The sequence below is a fragment of the Paenibacillus humicus NBRC 102415 genome (assembly GCF_004000905.1).
Classification (GTDB): domain Bacteria; phylum Bacillota; class Bacilli; order Paenibacillales; family Paenibacillaceae; genus Paenibacillus_O; species Paenibacillus_O humicus.
This window is the reverse complement of record NZ_BIMD01000007.1, coordinates 1-23,190: the sequence shown is the minus strand read 5'-3', so window position 1 is coordinate 23,190 and position 23,190 is coordinate 1. Positions and strand designations below refer to the sequence as shown.

The 23,190-nt window shown below is 60.0% G+C and carries 19 protein-coding genes and 1 pseudogene; 4 read left to right on the top strand and 16 right to left on the bottom strand.

Annotation, left to right across the window (positions count from 1 at the left end; translation table 11 throughout):
- Positions 1-407: 407 nt before the first annotated feature.
- The 4 genes from PHU01S_RS06775 to PHU01S_RS06760 form a co-directional block, all read right to left on the bottom strand.
- Positions 408-2,966 (bottom strand): beta-mannosidase, encoded by a 2,559-nt coding sequence (locus PHU01S_RS06775; protein WP_127506770.1) that lies wholly within the window; start codon positions 2,964-2,966, stop codon positions 408-410.
- A 196-nt stretch (positions 2,967-3,162) separates the two neighbouring features.
- Positions 3,163-4,143, bottom strand: a complete 981-nt coding sequence (locus tag PHU01S_RS06770) for a phosphotransferase family protein (RefSeq protein WP_127506768.1) — start codon at positions 4,141-4,143, stop codon at positions 3,163-3,165.
- 109 nt (positions 4,144-4,252) lie between these two features.
- On the bottom strand, positions 4,253-4,939 hold the full coding sequence (locus PHU01S_RS06765; RefSeq protein ID WP_048748230.1) for an LrgB family protein: 687 nt from the start codon (positions 4,937-4,939) through the stop codon (positions 4,253-4,255).
- A complete protein-coding gene (locus PHU01S_RS06760) occupies positions 4,936-5,316 on the bottom strand; it encodes a CidA/LrgA family protein (protein WP_049867160.1) in 381 nt (126 codons plus the stop codon). Before PHU01S_RS06760 ends, PHU01S_RS06765 begins: the two co-directional genes overlap by 4 nt.
- Positions 5,317-5,419: 103 nt before the next feature.
- Between PHU01S_RS06760 and PHU01S_RS06755 the strand changes: the two genes are divergently transcribed.
- Together PHU01S_RS06755 and PHU01S_RS06750 are read left to right on the top strand one after the other, a co-directional pair.
- Positions 5,420-6,316, top strand: a complete 897-nt coding sequence (locus PHU01S_RS06755; protein WP_049867159.1) for a LysR family transcriptional regulator — start codon at positions 5,420-5,422, stop codon at positions 6,314-6,316.
- Positions 6,317-6,408: 92 nt separating this feature from the next.
- Positions 6,409-7,083 (top strand): hypothetical protein, encoded by a 675-nt coding sequence (locus PHU01S_RS06750; protein WP_049867158.1) that lies wholly within the window; start codon positions 6,409-6,411, stop codon positions 7,081-7,083.
- A 99-nt stretch (positions 7,084-7,182) separates the two neighbouring features.
- Here PHU01S_RS06750 and PHU01S_RS06745 read toward each other — a convergent pair whose 3' ends face one another.
- Entirely contained in the window at positions 7,183-8,157 is a 975-nt protein-coding gene (locus PHU01S_RS06745; RefSeq protein WP_083436525.1) for an SDR family oxidoreductase, read from the bottom strand.
- A gap of 159 nt (positions 8,158-8,316) precedes the next feature.
- Here PHU01S_RS06745 and PHU01S_RS25660 point away from each other — a divergent pair, with 159 nt between their 5' ends.
- Positions 8,317-8,481 (top strand): hypothetical protein, encoded by a 165-nt coding sequence (locus PHU01S_RS25660; RefSeq protein WP_164763000.1) that lies wholly within the window; start codon positions 8,317-8,319, stop codon positions 8,479-8,481.
- Between the two features lie 142 nt (positions 8,482-8,623).
- Here the strand turns inward: PHU01S_RS25660 and PHU01S_RS06740 are convergent, their stop codons facing one another.
- The 11 genes from PHU01S_RS06740 to PHU01S_RS06690 all read right to left on the bottom strand — a co-directional run bounded on the left by PHU01S_RS06740 (position 8,624) and on the right by PHU01S_RS06690 (position 22,497).
- On the bottom strand, positions 8,624-9,274 hold the full coding sequence (locus PHU01S_RS06740) for an amino acid ABC transporter permease (protein WP_127506766.1): 651 nt from the start codon (positions 9,272-9,274) through the stop codon (positions 8,624-8,626).
- Positions 9,275-9,466: 192 nt separating this feature from the next.
- Positions 9,467-10,297 (bottom strand): transporter substrate-binding domain-containing protein, encoded by an 831-nt coding sequence (locus PHU01S_RS06735; RefSeq protein WP_021879515.1) that lies wholly within the window; start codon positions 10,295-10,297, stop codon positions 9,467-9,469.
- A 258-nt stretch (positions 10,298-10,555) separates the two neighbouring features.
- Positions 10,556-11,260: a response regulator gene (locus PHU01S_RS06730; protein ID WP_048748227.1), complete on the bottom strand. Its 705-nt coding sequence runs from the start codon at positions 11,258-11,260 to the stop codon at positions 10,556-10,558.
- A gap of 2 nt (positions 11,261-11,262) precedes the next feature.
- The gene (locus PHU01S_RS06725; RefSeq protein ID WP_164762999.1) at positions 11,263-12,909 is read right to left on the bottom strand and encodes a DUF4118 domain-containing protein; all 1,647 of its coding nucleotides are present in this window, start codon (positions 12,907-12,909) and stop codon (positions 11,263-11,265) included.
- A 137-nt stretch (positions 12,910-13,046) separates the two neighbouring features.
- The gene (locus PHU01S_RS06720; protein WP_127506762.1) at positions 13,047-15,371 is read right to left on the bottom strand and encodes a histidine kinase; all 2,325 of its coding nucleotides are present in this window, start codon (positions 15,369-15,371) and stop codon (positions 13,047-13,049) included.
- Between the two features lie 7 nt (positions 15,372-15,378).
- Entirely contained in the window at positions 15,379-15,939 is a 561-nt protein-coding gene (gene kdpC / locus PHU01S_RS06715; RefSeq protein ID WP_048748225.1) for a potassium-transporting ATPase subunit KdpC, read from the bottom strand.
- Between the two features lie 51 nt (positions 15,940-15,990).
- On the bottom strand, positions 15,991-18,027 hold the full coding sequence (gene kdpB, locus PHU01S_RS06710) for a potassium-transporting ATPase subunit KdpB (RefSeq protein WP_049867154.1): 2,037 nt from the start codon (positions 18,025-18,027) through the stop codon (positions 15,991-15,993).
- A 32-nt stretch (positions 18,028-18,059) separates the two neighbouring features.
- The gene (gene kdpA / locus PHU01S_RS06705; protein WP_127506943.1) at positions 18,060-19,736 is read right to left on the bottom strand and encodes a potassium-transporting ATPase subunit KdpA; all 1,677 of its coding nucleotides are present in this window, start codon (positions 19,734-19,736) and stop codon (positions 18,060-18,062) included.
- A gap of 32 nt (positions 19,737-19,768) precedes the next feature.
- Positions 19,769-19,846 (bottom strand): potassium-transporting ATPase subunit F, encoded by a 78-nt coding sequence (locus tag PHU01S_RS27105; protein ID WP_127506941.1) that lies wholly within the window; start codon positions 19,844-19,846, stop codon positions 19,769-19,771.
- Positions 19,847-20,376: 530 nt separating this feature from the next.
- On the bottom strand, positions 20,377-21,123 hold the full coding sequence (locus PHU01S_RS06695; RefSeq protein ID WP_021879521.1) for a C40 family peptidase: 747 nt from the start codon (positions 21,121-21,123) through the stop codon (positions 20,377-20,379).
- A 264-nt stretch (positions 21,124-21,387) separates the two neighbouring features.
- Positions 21,388-22,497 carry a glycosyltransferase family 2 protein gene (locus PHU01S_RS06690; RefSeq protein WP_127506760.1) on the bottom strand — a complete coding sequence of 370 codons (1,110 nt, stop codon included), beginning with the start codon at positions 22,495-22,497 and terminating at the stop codon, positions 21,388-21,390.
- Between the two features lie 184 nt (positions 22,498-22,681).
- Between PHU01S_RS06690 and PHU01S_RS26860 the strand changes: the two are divergent.
- A pseudogene (locus PHU01S_RS26860) lies at positions 22,682-23,190 on the top strand (hypothetical protein); the annotation flags it as partial.

The window sequence follows — 23,190 nt, the reverse complement described above, 5'->3', positions numbered from 1 at the left end:
CAAACATTGTACTACCTGCATCTCGAAAGGGAAACCTGACGAATGAAGGAGATTGCCGCCGCTGGCGTCATAGGTCCACTAGCGGGCTAGTCCCTGCGGACCGTATGAAGGAGTGCGCATCTCCGCTCCGGCCGTCCGTCCTTTTTACCCGGAATCCTTGAATCCATCCCAGCGCAAGCGCCCGGGAGAAGTCTGTCATGCCTTAAAAATGAACAAGCCGATCTTACTGGATTTTACCGCCACTCGTCAGAGAACGTCAATGTTCGACAGGACGCCAAAAACGCCGCGGCAGCTTATTCGCCTTGGCGCTTTTCGGGAAGAAAGTTCTGTATCCGGGCACAAATGGAGGGAAAAGGGCTGTTCCGCTGTCAGAGCGACAGCCGAACAGCACGGCCTGACTGCCTTGCTCAGCCTTTCGCGGCGAGGGCTTTCACCGCATCCCCCATGGACGAGGCCGTCACCCGCCCGGCGTCGGCAGCCTCATAACGCACTGCGCCAGGCTTCAGCGCCTTGAACGCCACCGTCACCGGGCGCCCCGGCACCAGGTCGAAGAAGTTGTCGCTGAATATGCCTTCGCGGTCGCTCTGCAGCCATACCGCTCTAGCCAGACGGCTGGCGCTGACGCGGAAGCGGCTGCCGCCGCTGCCCTCGATCTCTTCCACATGGATCGATGCCGGGGCAAGCGCAAGCTGGCGGTCGCCTTCGAGGAAGGCGGAGGCTGCGGCAAGCAGCGACCCGTCTTCGGCGACCAGCTCCGCCGTCACCAGAACGGAATCGGAGGCAGCGCTTTCCGGCAGAAGCTCTTCGCCTGCAAGCGAGAGCAGGAGCCGCGATTGGCCTCCTGCCGCCGCAGCCGGCACTTCGCGCTCGGCAAGCGTGAGCCCGGAGAAATCCAGCAGGCTGACCTTGAGGGTGCCTTGCAGCGATGCCTGCAAATCGTTCACCAGATGGAGATCGATTCCCGTGCCGGTCCTGTCTGCGGAGAGCAGAACGTCCCGGAAGCTGCGCTTGGCGTAATAGTGCATCGCTTTCCAGCGGCCGAAATAATCCATGCCCGCCCAGGAGGCGACCGGCCAGCAATCGTTCATCTGCCAGTAAAGGGTGCCCATGCAGTAAGGGCGGCGGCGCCGATGCGCTTCAATCGCCATCTTCATCGCTTCAGCCTGCAGAATCTGGCTCTCGTAGAGGAAGGCCGGGAAGTCCTTCGGCTCCGGCAAATACATGTCCATATATTCCTTGATGAGCCTGTTGCCGGCTCCGTTCTTCTGATGGGCGAGCATGACGGTGGACAGCAGCTCCATATCGGCTTCCTCGGCGAAGGAGCGCACCGATCTGTATTCCGGGAAGGACTGGAAGCCGTACTCGCTGATGAAGCGGCCGATCTTGAGCTTGTAGTTCTCGAACGGCTCTACGGCGTGCCAAACGCCCCAATAATGGACGTCCCCGGCCGCAGATTCCGGGAAGGCATGCTGGCCCGCATCCTCGGTAAGGCTGATGAGCGGCGAGGAAGGCCAATACCCGATGCCCGGCGACAGCCGCTCTACCGCATCCGGAAGCAGCTTGTGGAAGATGGCTTCATAGTCGGCCCAGATGCTCTCCCGCTGCTCCGGCGTGTAGTCCTTTTTCCAGCCCCAGCCGCCGTTCTCGTCGTAGTGGGCCCAGGCGGAATCGATCTCGTTGTTGCCGCACCAGAGCACGATGGACGGATGATTGCGCAGGCGCCTGACATTGTCCTCAGCCTCCGCGCGAACGTTGTCCAGGAAGGCTTCGTCGCCGGGATACATGCTGCAGGCGAACATGAAGTCCTGCCAGACCATGATGCCGTGCTCGTCGCACAGGTCGTAGAAAATATCCTGCTCGTAAATACCGCCGCCCCATATGCGCAGCATGTTCATGTTCGCTTCGGCCGCGGACAAGATTTCATGGCGGTAACGGTCCTCCGTCACTTCCGAGACGAAGCTGTCGTTCGGAATATGGTTCGCTCCCTTGGCGAATACGGCGACGCCGTTCAGCTCGAAGTAAAACGAGGTGCCAGCTTCGTCGCGGTCGCGCACCAGACGGACGGAACGCAGTCCGGTCCGGACCGTCCTGGAGTCGGCTGCTCCGTCCTGCTTGTCAACCCTGGCCTGGAATTCCGTGAGGGACGCTTCGCCGAGCCCGCGGCTCCACCAGAGCCGCGGCTGCTCGATCCGGATCGGGAGCTCCAGCGTTTGGACTCCCGTCTCCAGCTCCGCTTCAAGTCTGTGCTCCCGGCCTTCTACGGTTACAACCATCGTCGAGGGACCCGAGGCAGCGGCTTCCACCGTGACGACCGCCGTCACCTCCGCCGCTTCGGCCGAGACGGCGTCCTGCCGAATGAACAGTTCGGAGATGCGGACGCCCGACCAGCTCTCCAGACGGACCGGACGCCAAATGCCGCTCGTCACGAAGCGCGGTCCCCAGTCCCAGCCGTAATGATAGGGGGCTTTGCGGGCGAAAACGCTGATCCGCTTGTCGCCAAGGCCGCCAAGCTCGGACTGGTCGTTCGTCGCCGGAAGCGCATAGCCGAGCCGCTCCAGCTTCGGCAGATCCTCGTTGACGGGCGAGCGGAAGCGGATATGGAGCTTGTTGCCGCTCTCCTTGAGGAGGCCTTTCACTTCGGCCTTCCAGATGCGGAACATATTGTCCGCCGACAACAGGCGGGATCCGTTCAGCGTAACGTCCGCGTACGTATCCAGTCCTTCGAACACGAGCTGGACGAAGTCATCGTCGAGCTGCTCCGCTGCCGCGTCGAACTCAGCCGCGTATTCCCAGTCCTGCTTGTCGATCCACTGGAGCCGGTGTTCATTCGTTCCATAGAAGGGATCCTCGATGTTTCCGTTGCGCAGCAGATCGGTATGGACACAGCCTGGAACTTTCGCTTCCATCCATGCTTCCTCCCGGCCAGCCGCTCTGAACGTCCAGCTTCCGATGACGATCGATGTCATGATGCCAATCCTCCCTATTCGCTTTAAACGCTTCCAAAACTAATTTGTTAGGTTTGTTAGGATAACACGCACTTGATTTCGCGCCAATCATAACGGCGTTAGGTAGTTTCGTCAAGCCACGAATCGAAGGGAAAAAACCCTCTCTCAGGTGAGCGGGTTTTTTGAGGGGTCAAAGCGGCGCCGGGACAGAAAGCGCTTAGTGCATTATGTAGCGGAACGCCCATTCCCGGAACGTCCACTCCGGATTCCAGCTGACCGCTCCGATCGCATGGAAGCAGCCCCAATCCAGAATCTTTTGATGAAGCGTATGGACCTTGATTCTCTGATCGAACCCTTCCTTATCGGCAAGCCCGTCCCGATACGCCAGAACGAACCGCTCGGCGAGATCGGATCTGCCGCGGTCGATGAACTGGGTCGCGATCTTGGGCAGATCGGCTGCCCCATCTCCGAAGTAGCCGTTTGTGAAATCGAACAGGCCGCTCAGCTCCCACTGATCGCCGTTGCGGCGGACCAGCAGATTGTCGAACTTGAAATCTCCCATGACATAGACGGGCCGGTCGAAGCCGTCGAAGGAATCCGTTGCGGCATCGAGGATTTCTTCCGTCCACGCCCAATCCTCCGCCGCCACCGGCGCGTAATTCTGCGCATCCCGAAGCCAGTGGCGGATCCGCCCGTACAGCCAATCCCGGTAGGAGACAGGAAACGGCTCGACTTCTCCCGAGGCGGGAATCCATTCCCCGCAGCTTTCCGATTTCCATTCGTGCATTCGGAGGAGCGTCTGCGCCAGCATGCCGCTGAGCTTGCGCAGGCTTCCCTCGTCTTCGAGCGAGAGGTCCCGGGGATGGATGCCCGGCAGCCGCGGCATGACGGCATACGGCCAGCCGAAAATATCCGATCGTTCATCCATCCGGTATGGAGCCGGGACGGGAAGTCCGCGCTGCAGCAGCTCCGTTACGAAGTACCGTTCCTCGCTCAGCTGTCCCTTATACAAAGGATTGCCCTTAAGCACGAACTCCCCTACGTCGGACTCCAGGAACAGCGTCTGGCCTCCGGCCCCGCTCGCCGTGCGGCGGCAGCCTCGAAGCCGGCCGAGCGAGAACCGGTCGAGCGCCTTCTGCAGCTGCTCCGATGTTACGTCCCCCAGCTTGTTCGTTGAAAAATAAATCGTCGTTGTCATCTCCCCCATGCATCCTCCTGTCTTCTCGTGGAATTGCATCCTGGCGGCCGGCCGGATATGAAACCAGAGCGTGCCGGCCTGTATCCGCGGAGCCGTCTCTCCCCTTCCGTCAAGCCGCGAAGCCGGCAACCAGGGGAATCAGGAACAAGGAAAGGAACGCGCTCAAAAGCATGGACACGCTGGCGATGGAGCCCGGCACGGCTCCGAGCTCGAATGCTTTGTGGGCCCCGGCCGTATGGGCGCTGCTGCCCATCAGCACCCCCTGGGCCACTTCGCTGCGTATCCGCGTCCAGCGGATCACGAGCGGGCCGAGCACCGTGCCCAAAATGCCGGTGATCAGAACGAATACGGCGGTCAAGGTCGAGATTCCGCCGATCATGCCGCTGACGGCAAGCGCGATCGGCGTCGTGGTCGCCCGGAGCAGGAGCGAGTCCGCGAGCGCGCGGTCGAGATGGAAGAGCCGGCAGATTCCGAGCGCGGCAGCCGTTCCCGTCATCCAGCCGGCAGCTACCCCGGCCGAGATTTCAAGCGCATGCTTTTTCAGCAGAGCCGCATTTTTGTGCAGCGGCACGGCAAGCGCGACCGTCGCCGGACCGACCATAGCGCTCAGCCAGCGGCCTCCCTCGTTATAGGTTTCATAGGGAATCCGGCATAGGGCTAGAATGGCCATGATCGCAACCGGCGTTAATATCAAAGGAGACAGGATCAGATTGCGCCAGCGCCGATGCGCCAGCTTGCTCCCTCCGTACACCAGCACGGTCATGACGATGAAGGCGGCAGCTGCGAGAATGCTCATCGCTCTTCCGCTCTCTCCCGGCGGCGGCCTGCCAGCTGGGCAAGTCCTCCCGCGCTGATCATAACGATTACGCTGCTGACGAGGATGACGAGCAGGATCTGGAGGCCGCTGCCGGCAAGCAGCGAGCCGAATTGGATGAGCCCGGCGGCAGGCGGGATGAAGAAGAGCAGCATCTCGGCGAGCAGCCATCCGGCTCCGAGCTCGATCCAGCCTAACTTGATCACCCCGGTCCGCAGCAGAATGAACACGAGGGCCAGCCCCAGGACGCTTCCCGGCATATGCAGAGACAGGGCGGAGGACAGCAGCGTCATAGCCTCGTAAATGGCGACGAAAAAGAGCATCTGCGCAGCTCCGCGCAGCAAGTTGGCGAAATTCATGTCAAAATCCCTCCTGCTCCCAGTTTATTCCCCATGCGATTATACGTAAAATGAATAATAGGAATCGCTCGCATTCCATCTGTCTATGACATAAGGAGGAGCCATGGAGCTGCGCCATCTGGAATACATGCTCGAAATCGCCAAGCAGGAAAGCTTCACTAGAGCCGCCGAGGCTCTTCATGTCACACAGCCGACGATCAGCAAGACGATCGCCCAGCTCGAACAGGAGCTGGGAACGCCGCTCTTTGTCCGCAATGGCCGGAAAATCAAGCTGACGGATGCCGGCCAGGCCATCTTGTCCCAATCGCAGGACATCGTCCGGCTGGCGGGAAGCCTGAAATCGGAGCTCGCCGAACTCTCCGGCTTCAAGAGCGGCTGGATCCGCATCGGCCTGCCCCCGATGGTTGGAGCCACCGTCTTTCCCAAGGTCGTACGCATGTTTCTGCAGGAGCATCCAGGCCTGTCCATCGGACTGGAGGAGCATGGCGCGATCCGGGTGGAATCGGAGGTGGCGGAAGGATTGCTGGATGCAGGCCTCGTGCTGGCGCCGGTACGCGAGGATCTGTTCGACTCGTTCCCGATTCTTCAGGAGAATCTATGCGTCGTCATGGAGCGCGGCCACGTTCTCGCCGGACGGCCAGAGCTGTCCTTGCAGGAGCTTCGCGAGGAAGCCTTCGTCATGTACCGGGAGGACTTCGCCCTTCACGCCAAAATCTACGAGCAATGCGACGCCCTCGGCTTTCGTCCCCGCGTCCTGATGGAAAGCTCGCAGTGGGATCTCATCTACGAGATGGCCGCCGAGGGCCTTGGCATCGCCCTCTTGCCGGAATCGATCTGCCGCAGGCTGGACCCTTCCCGAGTCGCGGCGGTCCCGCTCGTGAATCCGTCGATCGGATGGAATATCGTCATGATCTGGCGGCGGGGGCAATACCTGAGCTTTGCCGCACGGGAGTGGATCCGGTACGCCAGGGAGCATTTCGGCCATTCCGCCCCGAAGTAGATGCAGGCAGAAATGGTAGCATCCGGAACTTTTTCCGGACAAGCCTCGTCAGGAAATCATCCTCCCGTGCAACGGGATTATTGGAGGCTGGCATGGCAACGTGGATGACCCATTTTCGCATCGCGGATCAAATGCTGAAGAGCGGATTCAAGGCCAGCGTGCCGGAGTTCGTCGTCGGCCACATCGGCCCGGACTGCGGCCTGCCCGATCTCGGCACGGGGCAGTTCCGGCCCCCCAAGTCCGTGACCCATTTCTTGGACGCCGACAAAATGATTCACCCGGATCGGTTCCTGAAAGCGTTCCTGCCGGAAGGAGTAGATCAAGCGGATGCCATGAATCCCCGAACCGCGTTCCTGATCGGCTGTTATTGCCATCTGCTGACCGACGTCGAATGGATCGAGCTCCAGAAGCGCAAAAGAAGGGAGCCTGCCACGCAAGCTCTTGAAGGAACGCCGGACCGCACCTCCCGGCTGAAAAGCGACTGGTATGGAGCCGACTTCCTGTATCTGGAGAAGGAGCCCGCCAACATCTTCACCCGCTGCTTCAGCAGCGTCCGCGATTTCCCCGACTACCTGGACATCTTCCCCCCTGGACAGATCCAGAAGCAGATCGACCGGATCGCCGCCTATTACACAGGCCATGCTTTCCAGCAGGATTGGGGCGGCGATTACGAGTTCCGTTTCCTCTCGCCTCAAGAAACCGCCGCCTTCGTCCACGAAGTCGCCGGCAAGCTGCTGGGCATGATGTCCGCCATGGAGCGAGGCTGACCCCCCGCCCCGGTCCCAGACGCAACAGCCGACCCCTAATAACTGGGATCGGCTGTTTATTTAGGACGCCAGAGCCGCTCTGACAGCAGCCGCAGCGGCTCAGGAATTCGTCGACAGGCCGCCGTCTACATGCAGCACCTGCGCCGTCACATAGCGGGAATCGTCGGAAGCGAGGTATACCCAGGTCGGAGCGAGCTCGAACGGCTGGCCCGGCCGGCCCATCGGAGTGTCCGTTCCGAATACGGCCACCTGATCGGCGGAGAAGCTCGATGGAATGAGCGGCGTCCAGATCGGCCCGGGGGCGACGGCGTTGACGCGGATGCCTTTTTTCGCCAGGTTTTTGGCCAGCGCCCGCGTGAAACCGACGATCGCGGCCTTGGATGCCGTGTAGTCCATGAGCAGCTTCTCCCCGACGTAGGGGACGACCGAGGCGGTGTTGATGATGGAATCTCCCGCCTTCAGATGCGGAAGCGCAGCCCTCGTTGTATAGAAGTGGGAGTAGATGTTGACCTTGAACGTCTCGTCGAACTGCTCATCCGTAATATCCGTCAGCTCGTTTTGCTGGAACTGGATGCCCACATGGTTCACGAGAATGTTCAGGCAGCCGAACGCCTCGACTGTCTTGGCGACGATATCCTTGCAGTGGCCCTTGTCTCGAAGATCGCCGGGCAGCAGCAGGCAGCGGCCTCCAAAATGCTCCACGCGAGCCTTGGTGCGGCCGGCGTCCTCATGCTCGTCGAGATAGGAGATCGCGACATCCGCCCCTTCCTTGGCGAAGGCGATGGCGACGGCAGCTCCCATGCCGCTGTCTCCGCCCGTAATCAGCGCGACCTTGCCTTCGAGCTTGCCGCTGCCTTTGTAATGGGGATTCTCGATGATCGGGCGCGGCACCATAAGCTTCTCCAGACCCGGCTGGAACAGCTGGCGCTGCTCCGGAAAGCTGATCTGCACATCCTCGTAGCGGGTAATCTTGCCGTAGGCCGGATACAGCGGATAACCGCTTTGCTTGCAGTTCTCGAACCATTCCTGCAAGTCCCGGATTTCGCTCAGGCCGTCGTCTTTTTCTTCACTCATGCCGCGTCCTACCTCCTGAACCTTCTTGTATCCATAGCCTATGGGCTATGGGCGCCTGCCGTGCCTGCCCACCCGGCTCAATCGTATCCGAAGTGCCCGGATGGCTCCGAATGGAATATAGTATCAGGCAGCAACATGGCCCTACAGGAGGAGATCAATGTGAACTACTATTATGACGAGAGCATCAAGCTGCTGCTCATTCCCTATTCCAAGGAAACAGTCGAAGTGGTCTACGCCCCGTATAAATTCGCGCTGCCGCTCATCGCCATCCGACCGCCCTTCTACGCCAATCCCCGCCTGGAATCGGAGTATCCGGTCGCTTAAGAGGCTTCCGCGGCAGACGAAGAAACCCGGCGCTGTCCGAGGCGCCGGGTTTCTTCGCTTCCCTTCCATCGAGCGGACATCCGCCTGTCCGGCTCGATGGCATTCGCTGCTTTGCCGCGTCACATTCGACGCAAAAAGAAGCTTATGCCGCTTTCCGTTCGGCGAAATGAAGAAGCTTGCTCAGCAGGTACGTGAGGATGAGGTAGATGACGGCAGCAGTCAGGTAAGGCTCCCACACCTTCAGATACTGTCCTTTCATCGCATTGCTCCAGTACATAAGCTCAGGAACGGCGATATAGGCTACCAGCGACGAGTCCTTGACAAGCACGATGAATTCGTTGCCGAATGCCGGTATCATCCTCTTGACCGCTTGCGGCAGGATGATGAAGCGCATCGTCTGGTAGCGGTTCATTCCGAGGGAGAGCGCCGCCTCTCTCTGCCCCGGATCAATGGATTGAATGCCGGCTCGATATATTTCCCCTGTGTATGCGGCGGAGTTCAGGGACAATGCCGCAACAGCTGCGACGGCTGCCTGAGTCGTTCCGAGAAACATAGGGACCACGATGAAATGCGTGATCAGAATCTGCAGGATGAGCGGGGTTCCGCGGAAGGCATGGATATACCCGCTGGCCGGCCAGCTGAAATACCACCGATCCGACATTTTCCCAAAGCCGATCAACAAGCCCAGAACCGCCCCCAATAGAATCGCCAGCAGGGAAATTCCGATGGTCATGCCGGTTCCCCTGATCAATAAAGGAAGATAATCCCATACGATGCCGAAGTCGAACTTCACAGGCAGCGCCCCTATCTCTACGTTGTCGCATCCTTGGCCATAACGGATGGCAAGAAGATCGTTCCGAAGGCAATTCCGCTGGAACCGCCGCAATCCGATCCCCTCGGGACTCTCCAGCGCGGGAAAGAATGCTTGTCCGCAAAAAAGCAGGAGCAACGCTTCCGCATGCGCATGCCCCGGTCTTTGCCGCGCTTACTTCGTCTTCAGCAGATCCGTCGTATCCGGCTCGACGCCGATCCATTTCTTATACATCGCCTTGTATTCATCGCTCGCGCGCACCTTCTCTACAGCGGCATCGATTTTCGGCTTCAGGCCGCTTCCCTTGGGCAGCATGATTCCATAATACTCCGGCGCAAAATTCGTCTTGTCATAGGCAGCCGCATAATGCTTGTCCGGGTTGTTCTGGACGAAGGCTTGAACGACCGCGAAGTCCGCGACGACCGCGTCCACGCCGCCCTGATCCAGCTCCATCAGCGCCAGCGTATTGCTGTCGAACCGCTTCAGGCTGGTGCTGCTGTCTCCCATGATCCCCTTCATCAGGTCTTCCGCCGTCGTCGCTCCTTGTACCGCGACTTTCTTGTCCTTCAATTCCAGCGCATCCGCAACTTTGGCATTTTCCTTCGTCAGGATCATATTGACCGATTCAAAATAAGGAATGGAAAAGTCGAATGTCTTTTGGCGGTCTTCCGTAATCGAGATGGAGGATATGGCTGCATCAAAAGAGCTCTTCTCTCCCTTGCCCAAATCGGCGAACAACGGATCCCAGCCCGTATTCTGCAGCTCGTAGGAAAGTCCGGCCTCCTTCATGACGGCATCCAGGAAGTCCACATCCAGCCCGACAATCTTATCCTTGTCCATGCTCTCCATCGGGGCGTAGCTCGCATCGGTGGCGATTTTGACCACCTTCGTTTCCCCGCCGGACCCGCTGCTTCCATCTCCCGAAGCCTCGTCCCCCTTATCTCCGCATGCCGTCAATGCCAGGACAAGCACAGCGGCTCCTAGGATCCATGATCGTTTTCCCATCTTTCATCCCCCTTTTGTGTCATATAATATAACACTAATTAGAGAATTGCTAGAATGATTTTCCATTTAAATGCCTTATTTGCTTGTATTTATTAAAAAAGCTGACATCGGCGATAACGCCAATGTCAGCTTTTCGATAACAGCTCTTAAACAGGACGTTCTCCGCGTGCATAAGTCCGTTGCCCTGACTACGGATCCATGCATCCCTTGCTCTTCAGGCTCCGTCGCCGGCGACTCTGCAGCTGTCGAAACGAACCCTCATTCCCCGGTCAAAAACCGGTATCCGATTCCCGGCTCCGTGGCAATATACCGCGGATCTGCGGGATCCTCCTCCAGCTTTTTGCGGAGATGCCCGACGTATATGCGCAAATAATGGCCTTCCGAGGCTAGATTGCTGGAGCCCCACACCTGCTGCAGCAGCTGCTTCTGCGTCATCACCTTGCCGGCATTGGAAGCGAGAGCCTTCAGCAGGTCGTACTCCGTCGGAGTCAGCTTCAGACGGCTGCCCGACAGCTCTACGCTGCGGAGGGCCAGGTCGATGACGAGCTCTCCGAAGCGCAGCACCGGCTCGCCGCCGGATTTGTTGGCGGCATGGCGCAGGGCGACACGCATGCGCGCGACCAGCTCGCCCATGCCGAACGGTTTCGTGACATAATCGTCGGCTCCGGCATCCAGAGCTTCGATCTTGTCTTCCTCGCGGTCTTTGGCCGTCAGCACGATGACCGGCACCGACGACCATTCCCTCAGCCGTCTAAGCACCTCGATTCCCGCCATGTCGGGCAAGCCCAGATCCAGGATGACGAGATCCGGATGGTGCATGGAAGCCTCCAGCATCCCCGACTCTGCCGTGGCGCTTTCATAGATTTCGTATTGATGCGCCTGCAGCGTCACCTTCAGCAGCTTGCGGATTTGCGGCTCGTCGTCAATGATCAGAACCCGCGCTCCTGTTCGTTCGGTTGTCATCTCTAGTCCCTGCTCTCTGTTGCTGGATCTGATGATTCGGACGGCGGCACGCCGGAAGGCATGGACAGCGGCAGCAGCACGGTCACGGCCGCACCCTTGACGCTGCCCGGACCCGCGCTGATGGAACCCCCGTGCATCTCCGCGATGCCCTTGGCGATTGAGAGTCCGAGCCCCGTGCCGGGAATATGGCGGGTCGCTTCCGAGCGGTAGAACTTGTCGAAGATGCGCCGCCCCTCCTCCTCGCTCAATCCGGCGCCTTCGTCCTCGATGCGCAGCGCCAGGCTCCGGTCGCGGACAAAGGCTTCCAGCCGGATGTCGCTGCCGTCGGGAGAATATTTGATGGCATTGCTCACGATATTGGCCAGCATCTGCTCCAGCAAGACGATATCCCCGGGAAGCGGCGGCAGATCTTCGCTGATTCGAAGCCGCACTTTGCGCTGCCCCAATGCTTCCTTCAGCTGGCGGATCACGATTCCGGCCAGCTCGCCGACATCCAGCCATTCCCGCCGCATCTTGATCATGCCGCTCTCCAGCTGCACCATCCCGAGCAGGTTCGTCACAAGCCGGTTCATGCGCAGCGCGCCGTCCCGGATCGTGCCGAGAAGCTCGGCGCGGTCTTCCTCGGAGAACAGCTCGCCGGATTCAAGCAGGCCGGTCGAGGAGCCGATGATGGCCGCCAGCGGGGTTCTCAGCTCATGCGAGACGGAATCCAGCAGCGCCGTGCGCATCCGTTCCGATTCGGCGGTCAGCTGGGCCAGCTTGGCATCCTCTCCGCGCTTGATGCGGGCCAGCGCGCTTCCGGCGAGACCGCTCAAAGCCTCGACCTGCAGGACGACGGCCGGAGATAGGTCCTGCCCGAGGGCATGAATCTCCGCTACGCCGTACGTTTGATCCTCGGCCTTCAGCGGCATGAACCACCCGGAGGAGCCGCCAAGCTTGCCGGTCCCCTGTCCGGCAGGCTCTCCGTGCCGATACACCCAGCGGGCGATCAGCTCGGGATTCTGTCCAAGCGTCTCCTGCCCCCGCTCCGTCCCCTTCATGGAGCCGAGCGGCGGATTCAGCCCGAACGGCCGCAGCTCCCCCTCCTTGTCCGGCACATAAAAATCGGCGGCCAATCCGCAAGCGTCGCGGATATGTCCGCTGAACGCATTGAGCACGGCAGGGACATCGCTGACGTCGGACATCAGCCGGCTCATGACATAGAGCGCTGCCGTGCTGCGCTCCTGCCGCCGGGCCGCCTCGACCTGCCGCTTGAGCCGAGCCGCCAGTCCGGCCGTCATGAGGGCGACGGCAAGATAGACGGCAAAAGAAATCAAATAGCGCAAATCCGCCACCGTAAAGCTCCATACCGGGGGAATGAAGAAGAAGTCGAACGCCAGTATGCCCGCGACGGCCGCAAAAACGGCCGGCCCTCTCCCACCGTATGCAGCGGCGAACAGCACCGGGAACAGAAAGAGCAAGGCAGCGTTCACCGTATCGTAAGCCAAGCCGGGCAAATGAAGGCATACCGACAGCACGCCGATCGACACGGCCACGATTCCATAGGTCACGGCAGCGTTCCGCCTCCGGCCCGCGCCGTCTCTTCCCGCTTCCGCTCCGACGGCCTCGGGAACGTTCTCGCCCTCCGCCGGCCTGCCGCTGACTGACAATCCGCATCTCTCCTTAACGCCGCGCACTCCTGCAGCTTCTATTTGCACCGCGCACCCCTGCAGCTCTGCCTGTTGGCATCCCGCCATCTGCAGCTCTGCCTATTTGCATCCCGCCATCTGCACTGCAGCTCTGCCTATTATATCGCATGTCCCGGCTCATAATCAGCTACGATGAGCACATCCAGATGTCTGGCCGCGCGGAGAAGGCTCCGGACGAGCGAGCCGTTCCTCCATTCCTTGGAGAACGACGGGCTCGGCTGCCCGATGACGAGCTGGGTCGCTTCCGCCTTCCCGGCTTCGGCCACAAGGATAGCGGCAGTCTCGCGAGGCGACCTGCCTTCGTGAACGACGAAATCTCCTCCGAGCAGCATCGTGAGCCTCTCCAGCTCCTCGACCCGCCGAGAGGCGTCCCCTCGAGAGTCCATGCCGTCCCGCACGTAGTGGACATGCCAATCCGCCTTGAGCCGGAAAGCCGTCCGGAAGCCGCGGCGAATAAGCCGTTCCGCTCCCGGGGAAGCGCTGACGCAGACGAAGATGACTTCCTTGCGCCTCCATGGGCCGCGCAGCGAACCGCTGTCGCTCCGCGATTCCAGACGTTCGTCGACATCGTCGGCGAGCTCGCGCAAAGCGAGCTCCCGCAAGGCGATGAGGTTGCCCGTACGGAAAAAATGGTTCAGCGCCTGATCCACCTTGTTCATGGCGTAAATCTTCCCTTCCCGCATCCGCTGCTGCAGCGACCGGGGAGAGACGTCGATCAGCTGGATTTCATCCGCAAGCCGCAGCAGGCGGTCCGGCACCGTTTCCCTCACCCGGATGCCGGTAATCTGCTCCACCGCATCGTTGAGGCTCTCCAGATGCTGGATATTGACCGTCGTCAGCACGGAAATGCCCTCTTCCAGTATCCTCTGCACATCCTCGTAGCGCTTGCGGCTGCGGCTGCCGGGAACATTGGTATGGGCCAGCTCATCCACGAGCACGACCTCCGGCCTCGCGGCGATGATCGCCTCCACGTCCATTTCCTGCAGCAAAGCTCCTTTCATCTCCGAAGCCGCTCGGGCAATGACGGGGAGGCGGCCGAGCTGCGCCTGCGTATCCGGCCGGCCATGCGTCTCCAGCAGGCCGACCCGGACATCGATGCCTTTATCGAGCAGATCGTTGCCCTCTCGAAGCATCGCATACGTCTTGCCTACGCCAGGAGCCGCCCCGATGAACATTTTGAGACGCCCCCTGGCGATTTTGCCGATCTCTTCCTTGACTTCATCTTCCGTCAGCCTTCGATGCGGCTCCTGCCGCTTGCCTTCCCTGGACGCGCCGGTCACGATGCGGCTGCCGTCGCCGGACTCCCGGTCGGCGATGAGATAAAGATCGACGTTCCTCATTTTCTTGAGCAGCGTGCCGAGCACCGAGCCCTTGCTCCACTCTTCCCAGCGGCTCTGCCGTGAATGGCCCATGATGATGCGGGTCACGCCATGAGCGTAGGCGTAGCGGACAAGCTCATCCGCAATTCGTCGCCTCCCCGGACTGGGCAGCTCCTCGAAGGAGCTGCCCAGCTTGGAGGAGAGCTTCAGCATGCTGCGGCGAAAATCGGCCCCCTCCTTGGACAGCGGCTTGCGGGGATCCTGGAAGGTAACGACCGAAAGCGCCCCTCCGAGGCGCTTGGCGATCTGTCCGCCGCGGCGGATATACAGCGAGCCGTTCCAATGATACTGGGTGCTGACAAGAATATGCTCGCCGGCTCCGGAAGGGCCGGACAGCCCCATTCCCCGGCGATAGCGCCGCAGCGATTCGTTCACCTCCTCCGCCACGAAGCGTAGGGCAAGCTCCCTCAGCACGCCGAGATTCCCCTGGCGCAGCAAGGGAGCATCCTTGCCGCTTCTCCGCTTGGCCTCCTCCATCCGGCTCAGCAGAGCCTCGGGCGTCACATCGATCAGCCGGACCTCATCCGCAAGCTCCAGCGTATCGTCGGGAACGGTGCAGCGGACCTCGACGCCGGTCAGCCGCTGCGCCAGCTCCTTGTATCCGTCCAGCTCGTACACGTTGACTGTCGTCATGACGCTGATGCCGCTGGATATCAGCAGGCGGATATCCTCAAGCCTCGTCGGCCGCGGAGCCCCGGGCCGGTTGCGGTGGGCGAGTCCGTCCGCCAGCACCAGGTCCGGCATCCGCTCCACAATGCGGTCGACGTCCAGATCCTGCATGCCCGTGCCGTTCTCCGTCCAGACGAGCGGCGATATTTCCTCCAGCGATCCGATCTGCTCTAGCGTCTCCGGCCACACCGGGGCGGCGAGCGCTCCGATGACGACGTCGACTCCTTTGGCTGCGCGGGCGCAGCCTTCGCGCAGCATATGGTACGTCTTGCCCGCCCCGCTGACCGGCCCGATATAGACCGTCAGCAGGCCGCGCTTCAGCCTGTCGATCGACTCCAGCAATTCCTCCGGCGATTTCCTGCGGTAAGAATCCATGGCCGGCTTACGGAGTCCGCTTGGACAGCTCCAGATTGAGGGCGTTCACGTTGACCCTCGGCTCGCCGAACAGGCCGAGCTGGCGCCCTTTCGTCAGCCGGTCCACCAGCTTCGTCAGCTCGTCCGCCGGAATGCCGCTCGCCTTGCTGATCCGGGGAATCTGGGCTTTCGCCGCCTCCGGAGACAGATCGGGGTCGAAGCCCGATCCGGAGGCGGTCACGAGATCGGCGGGCATCTCGGCAAGACCGGGATTCTGCTTGCGCCAATCGGATGCCTTGGCCAGCGTCTCTTCCACATAGTCCTTCGTGCCGACAGCCCGGTTGGAGCCAGATGACGCGGTCGGATCATACTTGGCCATGGAAGCCCGGGGCTGGAACCGCCCCGGCGATGCCGTCTCCTGCGCGAGCAGCTCCGATCCTGCCGGAACGGAACCGACATGGATCAGGCTGCCTTCAGCCTGCTTCGGGAAGAGAAGCTGGGCGGCTCCGGTCGTCGCGAGCGGATATAGAATTCCGCATAGAACGAGCAGCAGCGCCGATATTCGAAATGCAGTCATAAATGCTTTCATAGGATACAGCTCCTTCTCCTGCTGAAAATGAATGATAACCCGGCGGTCCGATCAAATAAAGCTGGACAGCAGCATGTCGATCAGCTTGATGCCGATGAACGGCACGATGACGCCCCCGACGCCGTAGATAAGGATGTTGCGGGCCAGCATCCGGTCTGCGCTGAGCGCCCGATACTTGACGCCTTTCATCGCGACCGGAATAAGCAGCGGGATGATGACGGCATTGAAGATGAGCGCCGACAGGATGGCCGAGGACGGCGAGCCGAGCCCCATCAGGTTGAGCGAGGACAGCTGCGGCAGCACGGTGATGAACATCGCCGGCAGGATCGCGAAATATTTGGCCAGGTCGTTGGAAATCGAGAACGTCGTCAGCGCGCCGCGGGTGATGAGCAGCTGCTTGCCTATCGATACGACCGAAAGCAGCTTGGTCGGATCGGAATCGAGGTCGATCATATTGGCCGCTTCCTTCGCCGCCATCGTGCCGGAGTTCATCGCCAGGCCGACGTCGGCCTGGGCAAGCGCCGGAGCGTCGTTCGTGCCGTCGCCCGTCATCGCGACCAGCCGTCCTTGCTGCTGCTCGCGGCGGATTGCGGCAATCTTGTCCTCCGGCTTCGCTTCGGCGATATAGTCGTCGATGCCGGCTTCGAGCGCAATGGTGGCCGCCGTCAGAGGATTGTCGCCCGTGCACATGACGGTGCGGATGCCCATCGACCTCAGCTCCGCGAATCTTTCCTTCAGCCCCGGCTTCACCGTATCCTTCAGGTGGATCAAGCCGAGAATGCGGCTGCCGGAGGATACGGCAAGCGGCGTGCCGCCGGACTTCGCGATGACGGCCGCCTTCTCCTCCAGATCGTCGGGAATGAGTCCGCCCGCCTCCGCGACCGCTCTCCGCACGGAATCGACGGCGCCTTTGCGGATGGCCAGCCCGCCTGGCAGCGTAATGCCCGACATCCTCGTTTCGGCCGTAAAGTCCATTACTTCCGCATCGGCGTAATCCCGATCGTCCCAGCTCTCCCCGAGCTTCTGGGCGAGCTCCGCGATGGATCGGCCTTCCGGCGTCTCGTCCCGGACGGAAGCCTGCAGCGAGGCATGTGTAATCTCGCCCGCACTGACGCCCTGCACCGGAATGAATTCCGAGGCCATCCGGTTGCCGTACGTGATCGTGCCCGTTTTGTCCAGGATGAGCGTGTCGATGTCGCCTGCGGCCTCGACCGCCTTGCCCGACATGGCCAGCACGTTGAACTGCGTCACCCGGTCCATGCCGGCGATGCCGATGGCCGAGAGCAAGCCCCCGATCGTGGTCGGGATGAGGCAGACGAGCAGGGCGATCAGAGTGGCGGGATCGAGCTGGATGCCGAGATAATCGGCCATCGGCACCATGGTGACGATGACGATCAGGAAGATCAAGGAGAGAACGGCCAGCAGCGTCGTCAAAGCGAGCTCGTTCGGCGTCTTCTGCCGCTTGGCCCCTTCCACCAGCGCAATCATGCGGTCGAGGAAGGACTCCCCGGGATCCGCCATGATCCGGATGACGATCCAGTCGGAAGCTACCCTCGTTCCGCCCGTTACCGAGGAGAAGTCGCCGCCGGCTTCCTTGATGACCGGAGCCGATTCCCCGTTGATGGCCGATTCGTCGATCGATGCGAGGCCCTCCACGATCTCGCCGTCCGACGGAATGATTTCTCCCGCTTCTACCCGCACGAAATCTCCTTTCCTCAGGGCGGTGGAAGGGACCTGCTTCAGGGAGCCGTCTTTCTGGATCAGCGCCGCCATCGTCTCGCTTTTCGTCCTGCGCAGCGTATCCGCCTGGGCTTTGCCCCGGCCCTCTGCGAGCGCTTCGGCGAAGTTGCCGAACCATACCGTAAAGAACAGGACGAAGAAGACGGCGATATTGTAGCCTCTGCCCGCTTCTCCGGTTCCGAACAGCCCGGGGTCGATGGCCAGCAGCAGGGCGATCACGGTGCCGGCCTCCACGATGAGCATGACCGGATTTTTCGCCATGACGATTGGGTTCAGCTTGATGAGAGCGTCCAGCATCGCCCTTCCCACCATTTGTTTGGACCATGTTTTCTTGCGGCTTTCTTCCATTGCTTGAAGCTCCCTTCCCGTATTCGCGGACGTCATGGCATCGCCAGATGCTCGGCGATCGGCCCGAGGGCCAGAGCCGGCAGGAATGTCAGCGCGCCGATGACGATGATGATCATGATTAGAATGCCTGTGAACAAGCCGGTGTCGGTGCGCAGCGTCCCCATCCCTTGAGGCACGGTTTTCTTGACCGCCAGCGATCCTGCGATGCCGAGCATCGCGATGATGGACACATAGCGGCCGACAAGCATGACGAGGCCGATGCCGACGTTATAGAAGTCTGTATTGGCATTGAGGCCGCCAAAGGCCGACCCGTTGTTCGCGGCTCCGGAAGTAAAGGCGTACAGCACTTCGGACAAGCCGTGCATGCCGGCGTTGCTGATGGAGGCGACCGCCTGCGGCGTCAGCAGCGCAAGCGCGGTCGGGGCCAGGATGATGAACGGATGAACCAGCAAGGCGATGGAAGCCAGCTTGATCTCCTTGCCCTCGATCTTCTTGCCGAGGAATTCGGGCGTCCTGCCGACGAGAAGGCCGCAGATGAACACCGCAAGAATGGCGTACAGCAGGCCGTTCAGGAGGCCGACGCCTTTGCCGCCGAACACGTTGTTCAGCATCATTTCCGCCAGCGGCACGAGTCCGCCGAGCGGCGTCAGCGATTCATGCATGTTGTTGACGCTTCCCGTCGTCGCCGCTGTCGTCACGGCCGTGAACAGCGAGGACTCCGCGATGCCGAACCGGACTTCCTTGCCCTCCATATTGCCGTGGATGCCGGCGGCATCCAGAGCAGGCACGCCGCGATATTCCGACGCCATCACGAGGGCAAGCATCGCCACGAAGATGAAGCTCATGGCGCCGAACACGGCCCAGCCCTGGCGCTTGTTGCGGATCATCAAGCCGAAGGCGTACACGAGCGCGGTCGGCAGAAGCATCATGCTGACGATATGGACCAGGTTGGTCAAAGGCGTAGGGTTCTCGAACGGATGCGCCGCGTTCGTGCCGAACCAGCCGCCTCCATTCGTGCCCAGATGCTTGATGGATTCAAGCGATGCGACGAGTCCTCGAGTGATCGTCTGCCGGCCGCCTTCAAGCGTCGTAGCCGTTATCGCCCCGTAGATTGTCTGCGGAACGCCCTGGAAGACCAGGAACAGCGCTGCCGCGAAGCTCAGCGGAAGAAACACCCGCGTAACGGCGCGGACCAGATCCACGTAGAAGTTGCCCAGCGCGTCGCTCTTGCCCGAGATCCCGCGGATGAACGCGATCGCGACGGCAAATCCCGTCGCCGCCGATGTGAACATCGGGAAGGTGATCGCCGCCATCTGCGAGAAGTAGGACAGCGCATTCTCGCCGCTGTACGATTGCCAGTTCGTATTCGTCATGAACGATACAGCCGTATTGAACGCTTGCGCCGGCGGCATGTTGCCGATCCCGTCGGGATTTAAGGGCAAGTATTTCTGCAGTCTGAGGATGGCGTACATGATGACGAGCATAATAAAGTTGGTGAGGAGCATCGCCTTCAGATAGCCCTTCCACCCCATGTTCTCTTCTTCCTTGATGCCGGCCAGCCGGTACAGCGGCTTCTCCGCCCAGCCGAACCATCTGTCGAGCTTCGTCCTGCCGCTGCCGTAGTCGAACACGGCGACCAGATACGTTCCGACCGGCTTGACCAGCAGCATGATGATCGCAAGCGTAACCGCGACCTGAACCAATCCCATTCCCACGTCTTAGCTCCCCCTTGCGGCATTCATTAAAATTTTTCCGGATAAACCAGAACAAAACCAAGGTAGACCATGCAAATAAAAGCGATGATAGCGAGCACAAGCATGCTTATTCCCTCCTTATGACCTCTCCGCGAAGGAAATCAGACCTCTGAACGCCAGAAACCCGAGCGCCATGAGCAGCAGCAGGGTCCAATCCTGATTGAACATTCTCAACTCTCCCTCTTGGTTCTCATTTCCTCTACCGCATAGGGAAATGGTACTGCGGGCAGCCGTAAAAACGGGGTAAAGATCGACGGCTGCGGCGTAAAAAAGACGTAAAAACTACCAGGAAAACGCAAAAAAGCCGCTCCCGGAGGAGCGGCTTGTCATCTATAGCGATAATCGCCGCTAGCCGAAAGCGGAATCCTTGCCGGATGCCGAGCAGACAGGCAGGCGAAAGTCCAAGGCCTCGCGCAGAGGCCGTAGCTAGCTTCCGCCGTACGCTGCGCGGTCATGAGAGGCAAGTCGCTGTGCGGTCGCGCAGGGCGAGGTTCCGCCGCAAGCGGTGCGGTCATGCGTGGCGATTCGCTGCGCGCTGTGCAACCATGCGAGGCGAGGTTCAGCGGCACTTTGCGGATTCATCCGCAACGAGCTTCTACAGCACGCTGCGGGCGGATACAAAGCGGTCTTTCCACCAGCCGGATGTCAGGCTGTTGACCGTCACCCCGTTGGCGGATGGAGTGTTGTGGATGAAGTTGCCGTCGCCCATGTAGATGCCGACATGGTTGATGACGCCATTGTTCGTACCGACAGTGTCGAAGAAGATAAGATCGCCCTTCTTCAGATTTGCCCTGCTGACGGCGGTTCCTTGGGATTTCTGGGAGCTTGTCCCCCATTTCAGGCTGACTCCGGCTTTGCCGTAGATGAACTGGGTGAAGGAGGAGCAGTCGAAGATCAGCTTGCTCTCATTTCGGACGCCGTAGCTGTACGACACTTTGCCGATGTAGCTTTGCGCCAGCGAAACGACCTGATCGGCTTTCGCGCTTGCTCCGGGCTGTACGCTTCCGCCGCCCCCTCCTGCTGCAGGTCCGGAGTATGTGGTGTACTGGCTTCCGGAGGAAATATAACCGCTCTCTCCTTTAGCGGTCAAGACATGCAGCCAGTAGCTGTTGGCTTGTCCGACAACATGGACCGCTTCGCCTTTTTTCAGCATGCGGATTTTGGCGGCGGAGACGCTTGGCTGAGTGCGCATATTGACGCCATATGTAATGGTGGTTTCATAAGAAGATGATGCCGCAGCTGCCGGGGTCGGCGGGACGTAAACGGCTCCAATAGCGGTGAAGGCGACGGCGGCGCATAGACTCGTTCCAATCAGCTTGCGGTTGAACCAATTATTGCTCATGTTGGTGAAAACCTCCTAGGGTTGTTGGTCTCAACCAACTGTAGCAGATTATAAACGGCCTAAGATTTTCCACGAAGAGCGGAAATCCAGGAAGGACATGCCTTTCAAGGCCTTTCTTAGAAATAAATGAGAATTATCTCATCAAAATCAGCCCTTCCCGAATCAACGAAGGACTCGTTAAGGGGCAGTAAATAGAGCCCTGCAAAAGGCAGCGAGGGCACTAAAAAAAGCATCCGTTTCCCCGGATGCTTCTGCTCGCATGAATCAGCCTTTTACCGCAGCCGTTACGCCGGCATCGGGAACCATTCCATGCGACGAACGGAAATACTCCCGATTATGCAGCATGCTCGGATGATCCGGATGAAAGGCGAGCGCATGTTCATTATGCTCGAATGCCTCCCTGAACCTTCCCAGCCGGTCAAGGCAAAGGCACATTTGCAGATGGGGATACCAGGTTGACGCGGTGCGATTGATTATTCCCATCGTAACGGGGGGCTCCAAGGCGACAGCAAGCCCGTACCAATAAAGGGCAGCCTCGTACTGTTCCCTCTCAAACAAGCCGTTGCCGATCGCACAGCTGGATTCCGGCCGAGGCTTGTCGTAACAGAGCGATCTCAGCGCAGCTTGCAGCTGCAGATCCTTGTGCCCCATCTGTCCATAACAGTCCGCCAGCTTCAGGCATGCCTGAATGTTGTCCTCGATCCACCCCTGTCCCGTTCGAAGCATCTGCTCATAGTAGAGCGCCGCCTCGTCGTAGAACGCGTGATCCTTCAATTCATTGGCAAAGTAATAGAGATCCCTGATGGAAAAATCTTCGCCAGCCTGCTGCCGGTTGCGATAAATGCGCAAATTGCGGTCCGAGTATTCCTTTTCCTTCCCATGCGAGACACAGACATCGCTGTCCAACGCTTTTCCCCATGCTTCCAAATATTCGTGGACAGGCCCGATCCATTTGAACCCCCGGTCCCTGCGCACCAGACGGTTGCGCCGAAGGCTCGATACGGCGTTGCCTGCGGAATCGTAAGCCAGATTATAGGGCATGGTCACCCGTTCATAGGATGGGTCCAGCGTTTTTTTCAAGCGCAGCAGCCCCTGCCTGTCTTCTTCCCGGAGCCAGTCATCCGCATCCAGCCATAGAATATAATCCATGCCGGCTTGTGAAAACGAGAAATTGCGCGCGGCCGCGAAATCGTCGATCCACTCGAAATCAACGATTCGGCATTGTTCGTACGCGGCCGCAATCTCTTTCGTTCTGTCGACGGAACCCGTATCCGCGATGATGATTTCGTCCACGATGTCCTTGACGCCGTCCAGAACTCTCCCGAGAGTCTCCTCTTCGTCCCGAACGATCATGCACAGGCTGATTGTGATCATGCCATCCCCTTCCCTCTCCCTGGAATGGAATTTCCCCAAGCTTCCTCCAGTAAATCTATTCGCATCCAGGAAAAATCATCACCATGCCTGTCATCCGATAACCTTTTTGGGCTGCTGTGCATAGAGTAGAACAAGGCTGATCCACGAACAAGCCTGTCTGCATAACTGGAGAGGAGGCGTCTGGTTGCGGGATTCCGATGAAAAGGACAAATGGATCGATGAACTCGCCCGATTGCTGTCGGAGGTATCAATCGAGGAGCTTCGATCGAGCCGATATTTGGACCGTCAAGGAAAACAACTCGATCAGGTATTGAAAAATCCCTCCTCGTCTCTTCAAGACATTCTAGCCGCCAATGACCATTTGAAAGCAGACTTGCAGAAGCTGGCTTTCAGGGATATGCACTTGCAATACAAGCTCGATATTTTGTTGGAAGCATTAAATTCCCCGGATGAATCCCTCCTGCACCTTCATTCCGCGCATCTGATCAAAGGTTTGCCGGGACCGACAGGACCGGCGGGGCCGATGGGACCGGCGGGGCCGATGGGGCCGATGGGACCGGCGGGGCCGATGGGACCAGCGGGGCCGATGGGACCGGCAGGCGTTACAGGAGTGACTGGAGCTGACGGTCTGACAGGAGTCACCGGAGATCCGGGTGTCACTGGCGCGACGGGGGTTACTGGGGATCCAGGCGT

Bases quoted from the DNA above. Each gene is read 5' to 3' on its own strand.
- kdpC (WP_048748225.1), bottom strand. From the start codon at position 15,939: ATGAAAGCATTTATGACTGCATTTCGAATATCGGCGCTGCTGCTCGTT.
- PHU01S_RS06730 (WP_048748227.1), bottom strand. From the start codon at position 11,260: ATGACAACCGAACGAACAGGAGCGCGGGTTCTGATCATTGACGACGAG.
- PHU01S_RS06770 (WP_127506768.1), bottom strand. From the start codon at position 4,143: ATGACAACGACGATTTATTTTTCAACGAACAAGCTGGGGGACGTAACA.
- PHU01S_RS06755 (WP_049867159.1), top strand. From the start codon at position 5,420: ATGGAGCTGCGCCATCTGGAATACATGCTCGAAATCGCCAAGCAGGAA.
- PHU01S_RS06735 (WP_021879515.1), bottom strand. From the start codon at position 10,297: ATGGGAAAACGATCATGGATCCTAGGAGCCGCTGTGCTTGTCCTGGCA.
- kdpB (WP_049867154.1), bottom strand. From the start codon at position 18,027: ATGGAAGAAAGCCGCAAGAAAACATGGTCCAAACAAATGGTGGGAAGG.
- PHU01S_RS06775 (WP_127506770.1), bottom strand. From the start codon at position 2,966: ATGACATCGATCGTCATCGGAAGCTGGACGTTCAGAGCGGCTGGCCGG.
- PHU01S_RS06690 (WP_127506760.1), bottom strand. From the start codon at position 22,497: ATGATCACAATCAGCCTGTGCATGATCGTTCGGGACGAAGAGGAGACT.
- PHU01S_RS06720 (WP_127506762.1), bottom strand. From the start codon at position 15,371: ATGGATTCTTACCGCAGGAAATCGCCGGAGGAATTGCTGGAGTCGATC.
- PHU01S_RS06695 (WP_021879521.1), bottom strand. From the start codon at position 21,123: ATGAGCAATAATTGGTTCAACCGCAAGCTGATTGGAACGAGTCTATGC.
- PHU01S_RS06760 (WP_049867160.1), bottom strand. From the start codon at position 5,316: ATGAATTTCGCCAACTTGCTGCGCGGAGCTGCGCAGATGCTCTTTTTC.
- PHU01S_RS06765 (WP_048748230.1), bottom strand. From the start codon at position 4,939: ATGAGCATTCTCGCAGCTGCCGCCTTCATCGTCATGACCGTGCTGGTG.
- kdpA (WP_127506943.1), bottom strand. From the start codon at position 19,736: ATGGGATTGGTTCAGGTCGCGGTTACGCTTGCGATCATCATGCTGCTG.
- PHU01S_RS27105 (WP_127506941.1), bottom strand. From the start codon at position 19,846: ATGCTTGTGCTCGCTATCATCGCTTTTATTTGCATGGTCTACCTTGGT.
- PHU01S_RS06745 (WP_083436525.1), bottom strand. From the start codon at position 8,157: ATGAGTGAAGAAAAAGACGACGGCCTGAGCGAAATCCGGGACTTGCAG.
- PHU01S_RS06750 (WP_049867158.1), top strand. From the start codon at position 6,409: ATGGCAACGTGGATGACCCATTTTCGCATCGCGGATCAAATGCTGAAG.